Here is a 16,300-nt window from a genome sequence, read left to right on the forward strand (position 1 = left end):
ATTATGGATTTAATTTCTATTTGGATATTTGTTGCCTATAAACTTAAAACTGGAAATAAATAAACTGTTCGCCACTACCTTGGGCAATAACTATTAAAAAGGTCATGATGGCCCAAACAACTCCTAAAACCCACGGTGAAGTTTTAAGTGATAATTCTTTCATGGAAGAATTTCTCATAAACCAATGACATAGAAACATGATTAGAATAAGCGTGGTAACTTTTAGGATAGTAAAGGTTTCTAGAATTTTCTCTCCATCGGTTTGCATGTAGAACATAGATTTGATCATGTTCCAAGCAGTTTCAAATTTTCGAGCTCTAAAGAAAACCCAAGTAATGTTGACACAACTAAAAGTGATAAATGCCAAGAAGATGCCATTGTATTTAGTGATTTCAAAAGGCAGATACCTTCTTTGAAGTCGCTCCAAGATGAGGTAGGTACCATGGAGTCCACCCCATACCATAAACGTCCAAGCGGCTCCATGCCAAAGTCCACCTAAAAGCATAGTAAGCATTAGGGCCACATATAAGCGGGTAATTCCGTGACGATTTCCTCCCAAGGGGATGTATAAATAATCCCGTAACCAACTGGATAGGGAGATATGCCAACGGCGCCACAAGTCTGAAAACCCCAGGGAGGCATATGGGTATTTGAAGTTGTCTGGTAAAATAATTCCCAACATCAGGGCAATACCAATGGCACAGGTAGAGTAACCGGCAAAATCAAAAAAGATTTGTCCAGAAAAGGCAATGGTTCCTACCCAAGCATCGACTCCATGTAACAAGCTTTCGCTTCCAAAGACTTGATCGGCGGTTTCCGACAATAATGTATCTGCCAAAACCACCTTTTGAAAAAGACCTATGGTAAGAAGAAACAAGCCCCAGATAAATTGATTAGCAGTCGCTTTTTTCTCTTCATAAAATTGCGAAATCAACTCTTGAGCTCTCACAATAGGACCAGCAACCAATTGAGGAAAGAAGGTGACGTATAGCGCAAAATCTAAAAACGTTTTGGCTGGTTTTATTTTGTTTTTATAAATGTCTATGGTGTATGACATGGTCTGAAAGGTGTAAAAAGAGATTCCCATGGGGAGTATGATATCCATAGGTTTTGCCTTAAAATCCAATCCAATCAGATTCATGAAATAAACAAAGTTTTCCAAAAGGAAATCTCCATATTTAAAGAATGCTAAAAAACCCAAATTAACAAGCAAACTGAGCATGAGCCAAAATTTGCGAGATTTGGTATTTGTGGTTTTAGACAATTTTTTACCTGCTGTCCAATCCACCACCGTCGAAATCCATAGTAATAAAATTAAGGGAGGATTCCACATGCCGTAAAACACATAGCTCGAAACGAGCAACATGGCTTTTTTACCTTTCCAGCTAAAAAGCGGAGCGTAATAAAGGGCCAAAACAATGATTAAAAACAGAACGAAACTTAAAGAATTAAATAGCATGGTTAGTTGGTTTTAAGGTTAGTCAAGGCTCCCTCATGTTCCATGATTTTGAGCATTTCAAGAGTGAAGTATTCAGCATCTTCTTTTGATAAATGTGATTCTTCTGGACAGGTTAATTCCTTTAATTGCGGATAATCTTCAAAGTGATAGGAGTCTACCTTGCTTAATTCGACCAATTGGTCCCAGAATTCGTTTCTTGGTAAGAATTTATTTTCTGCAGCCCGTAACCCACCGCTAGAGGGGCATCTCACTAATATGGCTTTACCTCCCTTAGCTTTAAATGCTTCAAGATCTTTTAAGAAAAATTCGGTAGTTGATTTCTTATCAGGTGGCGGAGCTAAACTTCCAAAGAATTTCCACACCCTGATCACTGAATTGGCAAAAGTGGTATCGGTTGCCGTCTTTTGAGCCATACACATATTGCGATCTAAATTGACATCACCAAAGTAATAGAAAGGCGGCGCCGGGTCTTTTCCCAATCTACTTTTCAAGTGGATTCTTCTAAGTAATGATTTCAAATCAATATCATCATCCCATTCTTCTTCATCCGCAGACATGAAAACAAAATTCTGTTGCAGAGGGATTGAAAGTTGATAGTTCAACCATTGTGCATGGGTTTTATCGAAGTAATAATCTACCTTGTTTTGCCCTCTGGACCAAGGAGAAGCTTTGGGATATGTTGTGGAAAAAAAGAGTCCAGGGGTGACACCAATAATGACCGTTCCTGTAAAATTGGTGTTATTTACCAAGTCATGAAAGGTTGGTAGGGGTGAGGTGCCTGGAATAGCAAGTTGAATGGGAGCCTTTCCATAGAAATTTTCAAAGGTTTTGACTTGAAAATCAAAATAAGCTCGGGAGGAGCCAAATATAACTATATCATTTTTTTGAGCATCATCAACTTTTTTACGATGTTCGCTCCAAAGGTCTTTGTCATCATTTAAAGTTGGATAATATCCTTGGGATCGCCAATACATTTCCCAAGCAGTAATTCCTGTTAAAAATAGAATTGTAGCTAGAATTAAAGAGTTTTTTAGATTCATAGTTAGTGAGGTTTAGTTAGTTGCTTTTTAAGGTGTCCATCTTTAATAAGTTGATTGACCATGTCTCTGGTGTAGACTTTGGCATCTTCCATATTGAGATGGGACCAGTCGGGTAAATAGTACTTGGACATGAACGGGTAGTCTTCAAAATGATAGCCGGGGCAACCAGACATTTCAATGAATTTATCCCAAACCAAATCACGAGGGAGCATTCTTTTGGAATATTTGTTCCATCCTTCTTCGGCTTTATGTCGAATGAAAATGATTTTGCCTCCCCGTTTTTTAAACTTATCTATAAGGATTTTATATTCTTCAAATACCCTGGGAATTTCATCCTTGATGTCCTCGTAAATGGGTAAAGTAGGGATCACCTTATCCCATTCATCTGTAATTTCCTTTTGATAGAATTTGTTATCTGTAAGCCTAGGAAACATAAGGAGGTTTCTTTTTTCGTCATTGTAGCCTATATTCTTTAGCTTGAAGTTTGAATTTGGTACCCTGTTACTTAATGAGATGGTGCCTATCAGGGATTTTAAATCCAAGTCGTTATAAGATTTTGCCTCAGAGGCAGTGAGAAAGACAAAGGTTCGTTGTAAGGGTTTGGATAAGATGAACCCTAATTTTTGAGCAGGAGTTCGGTTGTAATAGTGATCTACCCATAGGTTGGCTACCCGCATTCTGTCGTCCGTACCAAAAATATCAAAAAAGGCAACTGGAGTAACTCCAATAATCAAAGTGCCATTAAAATTGGTATTGTTTACTATATCCTTAAAAAAAGGTTTGGGAGGTTTTCCATTGGCAGTCAAATGAATGGGTTGAATACCCATTTCCTCCTTCCATGTCCACGTGTTAAAATTATAACCTGTTCTAGAAGCACCTAGCAAAATAATATCTTGAGAGGTCGCTGTTTCTGCTTTAGCTCTTTCTTCGGCATAAAGGTTTCTGTCATCCTCCAAATAGGCAATATAATAGTCAGTATTGGAGCGCCAATAAAGTTCCCAAGAAATGAGACTAATCAAGCTTAATGCTATGGCGATTAAAAGTGATTTCTTGAGATTCATAACGTCATCTTTTAAATTTTAAGGATATACCATAGGTTAATTTTCGCCATAACCATTCCATAGGACCATACTTGAAATAGGACAACCAAACCTTACTAAAAATCATTTGCAGGAAGAATATGGTAAAAGCAATAATCATAATCACCGTAAAGCCTAATTTCCCAGCCAAACCAAATCCTATTCCGTAAAAAATAATAATAGAAATGATAGTCTGCGATAAATAGTTGGTGAGGGCCATTTTACCCACTGGTTGGAACCACTTCAATACACCGGTACCTTTTTTTACCCAAAGCGCTATCCCCGCAGCATAGGCCATGGCTAACGGTACGGTCCCTAAAGCATAGTATAAAATCTTAAGAAATTCTTGTTCTTTGTTGCCATTACCATAAAATTCCAAATTGGCGCGAAGAAAGTTAAAGGGCAGTCCTATGATGAGTCCCCAAATGAGAACTTTTTTCAAAAATGATTTGTTATTGAGAAGGTCTTCGTTTAAAATTTTTCGTCCAGTCCAAAGCCCTATTAGGAATACGCCAAATACTTTAAACTCCCTACCTTCATCTAGTATTCGACCAATGCGCACAAAGCCTTTACCGAGACTCATTTTGAAATGGTCGATTAAATTTGGGTTTTGTAAATATGCTGGGAAGTTGGTTACCTCTCTACCATTCCACTCCATAGTGGGCATTCCAAAATGGTGAAAAATCACCAAACTTTGATCGAAAGCAATTCCTGGATAGTGGATACCTGTTTCTTCCATAAAGACCCAATTGACAATTGGGAAGAAAATAAGAAGGGCCGCTAAAGAGAGGAGTGTTCTATTTTCCATTTTGATAAACCAAATTAGAATAAAACCTAACACGGCATAAAGGGTTAAAATGTCACCTGGCCAAAGCAAAAACAGATGAATGCATCCAATTGCCAATAACCAAAACATACGTTTTCTGAAAAAAGGCGGAAAAGGTTTGTTGTGATATGTTAAATTTTGAAACTGAATCACGCATCCAATCCCAAACAATAGAGAAAAAATGGAATAAAACTTTCCGTCAATTAGGGCATACATGATAAAATCAAGCGATTTATCAAATGCGAGATTGGCCCAACCAAATCGAAATTCTTCGGGAAAGAAGAAAATGCCAGAAAAGAAAGGGATGTTTGCAGTAAAAATGAATAATATGGCGATACCTCTTAAGATATCCAAATACACAATTCTGTCTTCCTTGGAAATGGGTTTTACTATGTTATTTTCCTGATTCATGTTTTTTTGAGGATTGATTGAAAAATTCAATTGTTTCTAAATGTTTCTTAATTTTTATAAATCGGAAAGTCAAGAGTCCGAAAACAATGAAGGCCAAAGTGAAGATGAAAATCAAAGGCCAAGAAAATTTTTCTTGAACCCAACCATATATAATAGCTCCGGCAGATATTCCTAAGTTATTCATCATCATGAATAGAGTGAATTGGGTGGCCGAGATTTTATTCCAGCTTAATTTCATAGATAAGGCAATGGCGGCAATATTATAAAGTGTTATAGATAAACTATACAGGATTACAAAACTGTAAATTATAAAGGTGCTGTTCCAATAGGAGGAAACCAAACTAAAGCTTAGAATAACGATGCTCATAAAGGTTAAGATGATGGCTATCATTTTTTTTGTTCCGAAGAGGTCAATGATTACACCGCCCACAAACATGCCTATGAACCCTGCCATAATGGTAGCTAGAGAATAAACATTAGAAAATTCGGTATTTGTCCACCCTAAATTTTGAACGGTGAAAATAGGGAGCAAGGTTTCATATATTCCAGAAAATGTTCCTATAATGAACATGCTTATCGCCAAAAGGAAGCTGGAGGGTAAAATAGTTACTTTGAAAAGGCTTTTAAGTAGATCCTTCCAATTTGTTGATTGTGCCTGAATTGCCGTTTCGTTGGGTTTTCCAGAAGTCCATGGAAACAACTTTTCTCCAGGACGCTCCCTAATGAATAAAGGCACCATAATCAACAAAATTATGATGAAGGACATGAAAGTGATAGCGTTGGAAAAGCCGATAGTATTTATGAGAGCGGTTCCCCCTAGTAAGGCTAAAGATTGCCCAATGACTCGAGATCCCCACATGACGCCATTGGCTCTGGCTTGTTGGTTTAAAGGAATAACATCAACGGCCATTCCATCTATACCAATGTCTTGCATAGCACCAAATAAAGACACAATGAAACCAAGGGTCATGAGCAGCCCTAATTCATTTAAAGGGTCTTCCACCATTCCAAACGCCAGAAATCCAAGAAAGAGACACGCTTGACTAAAAATAATCCATGGCCGCTTCCTCCCCATGGGTAACCAAGTGTAGCGGTCCATCATAGGAGCCATAATTAGCTTAAAACTCCAAGGTAGCGTAACCATGGCAACATAACTGGCAATATCACTTGCGGGAATTCCATTCATGGCCAACCAAGCTGGTATGGCATAAAAAAGAACTCCTATTGGAATACCTTCACAAGCATACAGAGCGGAGAAAACTAAATATCTTAAAACAGCATTTTCGGTGAGAAACCCTCTTTTTTTTAGTTGGTTTATCTCAATTTGTGCATCATGAGATTTCATTTGGATTGTTGTTCAAGCTCAAAACACACCATTCAAATTTTGTGAGGTTTAATGGGCTTAATTTATAGTTTGTTAGTTTGGAAATGTCAAAATAAAAGATAGAATCCCACGAAAAGCCACCGGGGATTCTATATGAAATTAAATTTGGGTTAATTTGATAAGTCGGCCATTCTTTTATATAAATAGGACCAGGCGTCTTCTAAGCAACCCCGAAATTTGTTCCTAGTTTCCATCATTTTTTTCTTTCCATGAGCCTTTTCGTAGACTTCCCAAACGCTGGCTTCATCCATATCTAGGTCTGAGAATTTTTCATAAGGGTTGCTGATGAAATAATCGGCGTCATCTGGATCTCCACCAATGACTCCGTACCAATAAGCAGTTCTTTTTTCACCTTGGGATACCATGGCGGCCCCAACATCCTTTACTACTTCAGCAAAGGTTGTTGAATTATTTACCTTAAAATTGGTAACCCAAACAAGGCCTGTATTTGCCAAAGCTTCAGAGCTTCCCCAGTCAGGGATACTTCGAGCTAAGGAAGATTTTATTTTTTCAACATGAGGCATAATTAAATTCATGACCACATGGTAACATTCTTTATTGGCGTCCTTTGGAGGTGCATCAAATTCGGCCCAATTGGCCATTCTCCCAGTAATGACATAAACAGAGCCTTCACCTTGAATTCTTCGCCACATATTCCATTTATCATCTCCGTTGTTTTCTAGATAACATTCTTTCCAGGCTTTCACACCTTGAACAAAACTGGCATCCTGACCTAATTTGACTGTAATTTCAGTGACATCAAGGATAAAGCCTTTGTTTTCTTGCGCCAAAAATAACATTGGTACAAAAAACAATACATACATTAATTTTTTCATTGGTTTTGGTTTTAAATTGATTAATAGAAATATATAGTACTTGCAGAGCAAGAATTTATTTGTCCTTAAATCAATTTAGGGCAACCAAATAACTAAAATAGTGAAGGGGCCATTCCGATAAAAATGGGGAATACTAGAAGTTTATTCTGTGGGAGAATACTTAAATGTACAAAAAAATATTTTAAAAAAATAAAGGCAGCTAAATTAGCTGCCTTTCCCTATTAAAAATCTATTTCAATTTGATTTTTTATTATATCATCAAAGGTTTCCCTTTTTCTTATCAATTTGGCCTCGTTGTTAATCCACAACACTTCAGCTGGACGGTATCTAGAGTTGTAGTTTGAAGCCATGGAATAACAATAGGCACCAGCATTTTTAAATGCTAATATATCACCTTCTGTTATTTCATTGATTCGTCTGTTGTTGGCAAACGTATCTGTTTCGCATATATATCCAACGACACTGTAGAACCGTTCACGCCCATTAGGATTGGAAATGTTTACGATTTCATGTTGCGAACCATAAAGCATGGGTCTTATAAGGTGATTAAATCCTGAGTCTATTTGCGCAAAAACCGTTGAGGTAGTTTGCTTAACCACATTGACTTTGGTTAAGAAGTAGCCACATTCACTTACCAAGAACTTACCGGGCTCAAAAGCCAGGGTAAGGTCTTTTCCATACTCTTTACAGAACTCATTGAATCTTTTGGTCAATTTTTTTCCAAATTCCTCAATGTTGGTTTCAATATCGCCCTCTTTGTAAGGCACCTTGAAACCAGAACCAAAGTCCATAAATTCCAATTGTTTGAAGTGTTTTGCAGTTTCAAACAAAATTTCACTGGCATAAAGGAATACATCAATATCCAAAATATCACTACCAGTGTGCATATGGATCCCATTAATTTTCATCTTGGTATTTTCAACAATTCTTAAGATGTGCGGAATTTGGTGAATAGAAATTCCAAATTTGCTATCAATATGTCCAACAGAAATATTGGTGTTACCGCCTGCCATGACATGTGGATTGATTCTAATGCAAACTGGTGTGTCTGGGAACTTGGTTCCGAATTGTTCCAAAATGGAAAGGTTGTCAATATTGATTTGAACACCCATACTCGCGGCTTGTTCTATTTCTTCCAAAGAAACCCCGTTAGGCGTATAGATGATTTCCTTAGGCTCAAATCCTGCTGCAAGTCCGAGTCTTACTTCCTGTATGGAAACGGTATCCAAACCAGAACCTAAACTTTTCAATAATTTTAATACAGAAATATTTGAAAGCGCTTTACAAGCATAATTTACTCTTAAATGTTTGACCTTATTAAAAGCAGAGGTTAAGCGTTTGTACTGGGAAATGATTTTTTCAGCATCATAAACATAAACGGGACTTCCAAAGTCTTTTGCAATTTGTAATAAGGTATTTGCTTTCATATTGAAATTAAAAATAAATAAACTACAAAACTACATAAGTAATCTGGATTCGCATAAATAAAATGTTAGGTATCTATAAATTATTGAATATATGTTATCACATTGATACAAACTTTAAAAATTATTGGTAAAATGGCATAGGATACTTACTTTTGTTTGACTTTAAATTTGACAAAACAAGATGAATTTACACGAATATCAAGGAAAAGAAATTTTAAGCAGTTTTGGTGTACGAGTTCAAAGAGGAATCGTTGCTCAAAATGCTCACGAAGCTGTAGCAGCAGCTAAGCAGTTAACTGAAGAAACAGGAACAGGTTGGCATGTTATTAAAGCTCAAATCCATGCTGGTGGTCGTGGTAAAGGTGGAGGTGTAAAATTGGCCAAAAACCTTAAAGAAGTTGAAGAATTGGCAGGTCAAATCATCGGAATGAACTTGATTACACCACAAACTTCTGCAGAAGGTAAAAAAGTACATCAGGTTTTGGTTGCTGAGGATGTTTACTATCCTGGTGACAGTGAGCCAAATGAATTCTATATGTCAGTACTTTTAAATCGTGCGACAGGTAAGAATATGATTATGTATTCAACTGAAGGTGGTATGGATATTGAAACGGTTGCAGAAGAAACGCCTCATTTGATATTTACAGAAGAAATTGATCCTTCAGTAGGATTGTTACCATTCCAAGCAAGAAGAATTGCCTTCAACTTAGGACTTTCTGGAAATGCTTTTAAAGAAATGACCAAGTTCGTTTCGGCGCTTTACACGGCTTACGTGAAATCAGATTCTTCTTTGTTTGAAATTAACCCAGTTTTAAAAACAAGTGATGATAAAATTTTAGCTGTTGATGCTAAAGTAACTATAGATGATAATGCGCTTTACAGACACAAGGATTATGTAAACCTTAGAGATTTACGTGAAGAGAATCCTATTGAAGTAGAGGCTAAGGAAGTCGGATTAAATTATGTTGACTTAGACGGAAACGTTGGCTGTATGGTGAACGGAGCTGGTCTAGCAATGGCAACCATGGACTTGATTAAGCAAGCTGGTGGAGAGCCTGCCAATTTCCTTGATGTTGGAGGAACAGCTGATGCTGCTAGAGTAGAGGCTGCTTTCAAAATTATTTTGAAAGATCCGAACGTGAAGGCTATTTTGATTAATATTTTTGGAGGTATTGTACGTTGTGACCGTGTGGCGCAAGGTGTTATAGATGCTTATAAAAATATGGGAACTATCAATGTGCCAATTATTGTTCGTTTACAAGGTACCAATGCCGATGTTGCTAAAGAATTAATTGATAATTCAGGATTGGATGTGTTAAGTGCAACCCAATTCCAAGAAGCTGCGGATAAGGTTCAGGAAGTATTGGCTTAATGGTCAATAAAGGATATAGATTTAAAAGCTCCCACTTAGGGAGCTTTTTTTTATTAGTACTTGACGCAACCTTTTGATGCTTCAAGCATCTAATTATTAAAGCTATTATCTATGAAACCAACCTCCACAATTTTGATTTTAATAAGTATTATTTTATTATCCTGTAATGATAATGATGACTGTTGTGTGACACCTCCAGATAACTTTGAAGGTAATAAATTGGCTTATCTCAAAGTGGATTATACAACCAATCAATTTCAAGGAGGGATGGTTTTTTCCTTTGGAGATGATCAACCTGATGCCTTCACTATTTCTTCTGATTATCACGCACCTGGTGATTTTGGAAGTATTCAGTTGTATTATACACCATTGAACGAATTGATTTTTGATGGGACTATTATCTGGATGGGATTGGGAGAAATGCAATTTCCAGAAAGCTTGATGTCTGCAAACTCATTTGAAACCATTTCCCAGCCGGTTTCCATTCCAGATGAAGCTTTGTTGGAACCTGTTATGTATGATGAATATGCCTATTATCCAGAAGAGATTGACTATACTTCTATTTGGGAAAATATTGATAACCTAAATCTTGTTAAGAGTTTTAGGGACAGCAATCCAGAATCTTCAGTAAAATTCTTTCTTTATACCCCAAGTGTTGGGGTAGGTAACCCAGAAGATTGGTATTGGTTGGTACTTCTAAAAAATTAATCAAATTGAGAAGCCATGAGCCAAAGGTAGGCTTCCAAAAATTGATGGTTCCACATCGTCTTGTCATTTATGCCACCTTCAACAACCTTGTTGTGGATGTTATTTTTATGAACACCTTTTCTTTCTAGGAGGGAAACCATTCGTATTTGGTTTGCTATTAAATCCTCTTTGTTATTAGTTCCTGCTAGAAAATAGAATCTTGAGGTGTCTGGTATATCCATTTCTTGTACATATTCATAAATAGATTCACTAAACCAAAATGATGGTGAAAAAACACCTGCATTTCCAAAGGTTTCAGGATTTCTAATAACAGCATAGAAGGAAAACAAACCACCAACAGTTGATCCCCAAATAGTCGTATGTTTTGCATTTGGTTTGGTTCTATAGGTTGCATCAATTTTTGGCTTCAGCGTGTTTTTTATAAAATCAATATAGGCATCACCATTTCCGCCGCCATAAGAGTCATTTTTAAAAGGGGTTAATTCTGCTAGTCGCTTCTTTTTAGTATTTTCAATTCCTATTATTATACTTTGAGGATGATCAAGAGAGTCTAAAATTTTATCAATAGCCCATTCTTCCTTGTTGCCTTTTTTAGTGCTGAAAAGGTTTTGACCCTCTGGCATATAAATCACAGGGTATGCATTTTTGGTGGATTGATAAGATTCTGGAATATAAACCCAAATTTTTTTAGAAACCTTGAGCTCTGGTGAGTAAATCTTTAATAAATCAATTTGTTGATTATCAGTATTTTGAGCATTGCCTAAAAAGCAAAAACTTAAAAATATAAAGTGGAGAAAAGAGTTGAATCTCATGATTTTCAGAAGATTACGATTGACAAAAGTTCAAATTATTCGATAAAATGTCAATTATTTTTCGACAAGTTACAAATTCTTGCCGATTATAAAATGGGGCTTCTCCTTATCTTTACATAGTCTAATTAATCCAATTCCTCACATGATAAATCGGGTAGAAAAACTAAGCCTCTTATCTGAAATGATTTCGTTTGCCAAAGGCGATCAGGAATTAAAACCTATTGAGTATAATTTTTTGTTGTCTATTGCGAAGCAACTGGATATTTGCCGTGAGGATTTTGACTATCTAATAGAGAATCCTATTAATTATATCCATCTTAATTCGCATAGCGAACGTATTGTGCAATTTCATAGGTTGGTTTTATTGATGAATATTGACAATGAAAAGGACCCTAAGGAAATTTTACGATTGTACAATTATGGTTTGAGAATGGGTTTAAGCCATGAAAGTATCTCTCGTGTTCTATATTTAATGGAGAGTTTCCCTAACAAAATTGTTCCGCCAGATGTTCTTATAGACATTTTCAAGGTACAATACAATTAATCTTGTTTGAGCTTATCCAGTTGATCTTGATAAGCTTTTATTTTATCCCTGAATTTAGCGGCTTCCAAAAAGTCTAAAGATTTGGCTGCATGTTCCATGTGCTTTCTATTTTCACGTACCAGTTTTTCTAAATCTTTTTTGGATAAATAATCATTTTCCGGTTCTGCTGCTTGAGCAACTTCGCTTTCATATTGATACGTCTTTAATCCAGACTTGGCCAAGGCACTGTCGATACCTTTTTTAAGAGGCGTAGGTGTTATGTTATTTGCGGTATTGTAATTTATTTGTTTTTCGCGTCTGTAATTGGTCTCGTCAATAGTTCGTTGCATGCTATTGGTAATTTTGTCAGCATACATAATGGCTTTCCCATTAATATTTCTTGCAGCACGACCAACAGTTTGTGTTAAGGATCTTTCGGATCTCAAAAAGCCCTCTTTATCAGCATCCAAAATGGCGACTAACGATACCTCTGGTAAGTCAAGCCCCTCTCTTAAAAGGTTGACGCCAACCAAAACATCAAATAACCCTTTCCTTAAATCTTGCATAATTTCGACCCGCTCTAAGGTGTCTACATCACTGTGAATATACCTTACCCGTATTTGAATTCGTGCTAGATACTTCGTAAGTTCTTCGGCCATACGTTTTGTCAGGGTAGTGACCAATGTTCGCTCATCTTTTTCAACACGTTGTTGAATCTCTTCAATTAGATCATCAATTTGGTTTAAGCTAGGTCTTACTTCAATAATAGGATCCAATAAGCCAGTGGGTCTAATCACTTGCTCCACATAAATACCTCCAGATTTTTTTAGTTCATAATCTGCAGGCGTAGCACTTACGTAAATAACTTGATTTTGTAAAGCTTCAAATTCTTCAAACTTCAAAGGACGGTTATCCATGGCAGCTGGAAGTCTGAAACCGTATTCCACCAAATTCTCCTTTCTGCTACGGTCACCGCCGTACATGGCATGAACTTGAGAAATCGTCACGTGACTTTCATCAACAACCATTAAATAATCATCAGGGAAATAATCCAACAAACAGAAAGGTCTGGTTCCTGGCTTTCTGCCATCTAGATACCTAGAATAATTTTCAATTCCCGAACAGTATCCCAATTCCCGAATCATTTCCAAGTCAAATTCGGTTCGCTCCTTTAATCGTTTGGCTTCAAGATGTTTGCCAATATCCTTAAAATAGTCGTATTGTTTTACCAGGTCATCCTGTATGTCCTTAATGGCATTTTGAAGCACTTCAGGAGAGGTTACAAACATATTAGCTGGATAAATATTGAGTCTTTCATAATGTTCAATAACCTGATTTGTTTGCACATCAAAGGCCTCAATATCTTCTATCTCATCTCCAAAAAAATGGATTCTGAAAGCATTATCAGCATAACCGGGAAAGACGTCAACCGTATCTCCCTTTATTCTGAAATTTCCGTTATTAAATTCGGCTTCAGTTCTTGAGTAAAGACTTTGAACAAGTTGGTGCAAAAGTTTGGTTCTTGAAATGACTTGATCACGTTCAATGGTAATCACGTTTTTTTGAAATTCAACAGGGTTACCGATACCATATAAACAAGATACCGACGCGACAACCAAAACATCTCTTCTTCCTGAAAGTAAGGACGAAGTGGTACTCAGTCTCAATTTTTCTATTTCTTCATTTATAGATAAATCTTTTTCTATATAGGTTCCCGTAACTGGAATGTAAGCCTCTGGTTGGTAATAGTCGTAATAGGATACAAAATACTCAACGGCATTATCTGGAAAAAACTGTTTGAACTCTGAGTAAAGTTGGGCTGCCAAAGTTTTGTTATGAGCTAAAACCAGGGTAGGTTTCTGAACATTTTCTACGACATTGGCAATGCTAAATGTTTTACCAGAACCAGTCACACCCAAAAGGGTTTGGTATTTTTCATCAGAATTTATTCCCTCTGTTAATTGCCTGATGGCTTGGGGTTGATCGCCAGTTGGGTTAAATTCAGATTTGACTTGAAATTTCATAGGTTCAATGTAATAGAATTATCGAATCAATGCAAAATGTCCCAGATATACTTTTCCATTTGGTAAAGTCGCTTTATACCAATAATCATTACTGGGCATTAATTGATTTTCATAGAAACCACTCCAACCAGCATCGTTCCCAAGAAGTGTTGTTAACAGTTTTCCGTAGCGGTCAAATATTTGAATGGTCATGCCATAAAATTCGGGACTTACACCATAAGGATTCCAGGTGTCGTTTTCACTATCGCCATTGGGGGTGAAAAATTTCGGGAACCCCAGAATAGCCACTTCTTCGGTAACTGTGCCACAGCCATCCAAGTTTAGAACTTGAACGGTATGAAATCCAGCTGGAACGTTGAAAAAAATATGAGACAGCTGGAATTGGCCGCCATCCAACCCAAATAAATAATCTCCATTACCAGTAACGTTGACAGTTAAGGAGCTAGGAGCATCCGTGGTTTGTATGTTCTCAATTTGAGCTGGTTCTGATGCTAGAACATCAAAATTCCTAATGGCTGAACAACCGTAAAGATTGGTAGCCAAAACACTGTAGGTTCCTAACTGATTGATTTCAATATTGGGTGTGTCAAAACCTAAAGGCATTCCATTTAAGGTCCATTCATAGGTAAGTGGAGCGGCATTATTAGGATTGGCAGAAAGTGTTATGGTTTCGGGATAAAAGTTTGTACAATATTTTATTTCTTCGTCGGGAGGTAAAACAGGGTTCTCATAAACCTGTAATATCAACTCAGCAATACTGTAACACATACTGTTGTTATCAATCCTTACATAAATGGTTTGGTAATAGGCTTGCTCGTTGGTATAGCTCGAAGGCAATGAATTTACACTGAGTTCGGCATCTTCCAGTGAATAGAAATAGGAGACTTGCGAACCATTTGGTACAAGGGCTTGAATTTCAGTTGTGTAAGCACTTAAGTTAAAATCGGCAAAGCCATCATTGGGACTTTCATCACATTGTGTGAGGGCCTCTAAATCCAAATCATTTTGAGAGACATCCAACGTTATTTCAGCAATTGCAAAACATCCAAAAGTGTTTTCGACTCTTGCGTAAACCACTTCGGAAAGTGACGAATTGTTATAGTTTGTCATGTTTTCTATAGGAGAATCCTCTTCTTGTGCCTGTTCCAGGCTATTGTAAAACCCCGAAATGAATTGGTCATTGTTTGTGATCACCATCTCTTCGGCAGTGAGTAAATTGTAGGTACTCAATCCATCACCGTTGAAATCACAATTAACCAAGTTTGCATTAGTTGGGTTGGGATTCTCAGAATACTCAATAGTAATTTCGCCATAGGAAATGCAATTGTTTTCTAAGTTAACTTCAACATGATATGTTCCTGCTTCTGTCACTTCATATTCTGTACAATTAAGACATGGGATAGTAGGGATGGGGTCTCCTTCTTTGTACCACAAGTAAGAAGCACCGTTGGATGGTTCTACGCTTAGGATTAATGACTCGCCTTCGCAAAGTGGATTGCCTGTTGATATTAATCTATCGGGGCCTAAATCGGATCCAAGTTGAAAGCTACCCGCTTCTAAAAATACGGCTGAGTCATATCGGTAGTTTTGTTCATCAGCGATCACCAACTTAACATGATACGTTTGATTCGGGATGACATTTGCTTCTGCCGTCAAAATGCTTGTTTGTCCATTAAAGTTTATAGGTGCAGAAGGACCATTCCAACTACCAAAATATTCTTCATTGATTGGGTTACATCCTCCTGGAATACCAGAATGAACTGTAGTAACCTTAACCGGAGTTTGCGTGTTGGGGACTAAAGCAATATTGGTGTATTGTTGTTGGTCTGCTGGTCTGATTAAAAACCCGAATAGGTCTGAATATTGACAGGTGTTGCTATTACCTTCTTGATATTCTTCTGAAGCAAAAATGTATCTGAATTTTATTTGGTCTGCTACGGAAACAAAATCAAATTCCAGAATGGAGGCATTGGTTGTATTTGATTCGTCCAAAATATTTTCCAAATCTTGATCTCCACCCCAATTGGGTGCATCATCGTCACTTAAGGAGGTATTGGGACCTGGAACATTTTGAAGCCTTCCAGTACTTAGAACGAGCCCACTATCAAATGGAAAACTAGATCCGTTGGCTTCAAAATAACCATAACTTTGATCGGAACCTCCAAAATTACCACCTACCACATTGGTTACTATAATATCAGTAATACAATCACTGTTGATAAGAATATCTTCAATGAGTTGTTGAGGGGTATAGGTTTGGCTATCCACGGTTACATTCTGTGAAAAGCTCTTTATGGAAAAAAAAATAAAGAATGCTAAAAAGTAGTTCTTCATTAAGGAAAATTATGAGGCAAAGATAGCCATAATTAATAGCCAAACAGGTATAAAAATCTGTTAAA

General features: G+C 37.0%; 13 protein-coding genes. 3 read left to right on the plus strand and 10 right to left on the minus strand.

What is annotated here, in order from left to right; genetic code table 11:
- Nucleotides 1-43: 43 nt before the first annotated feature.
- From ZA07_RS10180 to lysA, 7 genes are all read right to left on the minus strand, one after another.
- On the minus strand, nt 44-1,459 hold the full coding sequence (locus tag ZA07_RS10180) for an MBOAT family protein (protein ID WP_053971576.1): 1,416 nt from the start codon (nt 1,457-1,459) through the stop codon (nt 44-46).
- A gap of 2 nt (nt 1,460-1,461) precedes the next feature.
- Complete coding sequence (locus ZA07_RS10185) at nt 1,462-2,499, minus strand: hypothetical protein (protein ID WP_053971577.1); 1,038 nt, start codon at nt 2,497-2,499, stop codon at nt 1,462-1,464.
- A gap of 2 nt (nt 2,500-2,501) precedes the next feature.
- Nucleotides 2,502-3,560 carry a hypothetical protein gene (locus ZA07_RS10190; protein WP_053971578.1) on the minus strand — a complete coding sequence of 353 codons (1,059 nt, stop codon included), beginning with the start codon at nt 3,558-3,560 and terminating at the stop codon, nt 2,502-2,504.
- A gap of 4 nt (nt 3,561-3,564) precedes the next feature.
- Entirely contained in the window at nt 3,565-4,815 is a 1,251-nt protein-coding gene (locus ZA07_RS10195; RefSeq protein ID WP_053971579.1) for a DUF418 domain-containing protein, read from the minus strand.
- Nucleotides 4,799-6,160 carry an MFS transporter gene (locus tag ZA07_RS10200; RefSeq protein ID WP_053971580.1) on the minus strand — a complete coding sequence of 454 codons (1,362 nt, stop codon included), beginning with the start codon at nt 6,158-6,160 and terminating at the stop codon, nt 4,799-4,801. Before ZA07_RS10200 ends, ZA07_RS10195 begins: the two co-directional genes overlap by 17 nt.
- A gap of 149 nt (nt 6,161-6,309) precedes the next feature.
- Entirely contained in the window at nt 6,310-7,035 is a 726-nt protein-coding gene (locus ZA07_RS10205; RefSeq protein ID WP_157492111.1) for a hypothetical protein, read from the minus strand.
- Between the two features lie 221 nt (nt 7,036-7,256).
- The gene (lysA, locus tag ZA07_RS10210; RefSeq protein ID WP_053971582.1) at nt 7,257-8,462 is read right to left on the minus strand and encodes a diaminopimelate decarboxylase; all 1,206 of its coding nucleotides are present in this window, start codon (nt 8,460-8,462) and stop codon (nt 7,257-7,259) included.
- Nucleotides 8,463-8,643: 181 nt separating this feature from the next.
- Between lysA and sucC the strand changes: the two genes are divergently transcribed.
- Complete coding sequence (sucC, locus tag ZA07_RS10215; RefSeq protein ID WP_053971583.1) at nt 8,644-9,834, plus strand: ADP-forming succinate--CoA ligase subunit beta; 1,191 nt, start codon at nt 8,644-8,646, stop codon at nt 9,832-9,834.
- A gap of 111 nt (nt 9,835-9,945) precedes the next feature.
- The gene (locus tag ZA07_RS10220) at nt 9,946-10,542 is read left to right on the plus strand and encodes a hypothetical protein (RefSeq protein ID WP_053971584.1); all 597 of its coding nucleotides are present in this window, start codon (nt 9,946-9,948) and stop codon (nt 10,540-10,542) included.
- Here the strand turns inward: ZA07_RS10220 and ZA07_RS10225 are convergent.
- A complete protein-coding gene (locus tag ZA07_RS10225; protein ID WP_053971585.1) occupies nt 10,539-11,354 on the minus strand; it encodes an alpha/beta hydrolase in 816 nt (271 codons plus the stop codon). The genes ZA07_RS10220 and ZA07_RS10225 overlap by 4 nt on opposite strands.
- Before the next feature lie 142 nt (nt 11,355-11,496).
- Between ZA07_RS10225 and ZA07_RS10230 the strand changes: the two genes are divergently transcribed.
- Nucleotides 11,497-11,898 (plus strand): hypothetical protein, encoded by a 402-nt coding sequence (locus ZA07_RS10230; RefSeq protein WP_053971586.1) that lies wholly within the window; start codon nt 11,497-11,499, stop codon nt 11,896-11,898.
- On the opposite strand, the gene uvrB is transcribed toward ZA07_RS10230, so the two are convergent.
- Together uvrB and ZA07_RS10240 are read right to left on the minus strand one after the other, a co-directional pair.
- Nucleotides 11,895-13,901, minus strand: coding sequence for an excinuclease ABC subunit UvrB (uvrB, locus tag ZA07_RS10235; RefSeq protein ID WP_053971587.1), 2,007 nt, complete (start codon nt 13,899-13,901; stop codon nt 11,895-11,897). The two genes, ZA07_RS10230 and uvrB, sit on opposite strands and share 4 nt — an antisense overlap.
- Nucleotides 13,902-13,919: 18 nt before the next feature.
- A complete protein-coding gene (locus ZA07_RS10240) occupies nt 13,920-16,235 on the minus strand; it encodes a T9SS type B sorting domain-containing protein (protein ID WP_053971588.1) in 2,316 nt (771 codons plus the stop codon).
- Nucleotides 16,236-16,300: the final 65 nt, after the last annotated feature.

The sequence above is a fragment of the Mangrovimonas sp. ST2L15 genome, from assembly GCF_001280515.1.
Taxonomy (GTDB): Bacteria; Bacteroidota; Bacteroidia; order Flavobacteriales; family Flavobacteriaceae; genus Mangrovimonas; species Mangrovimonas futianensis.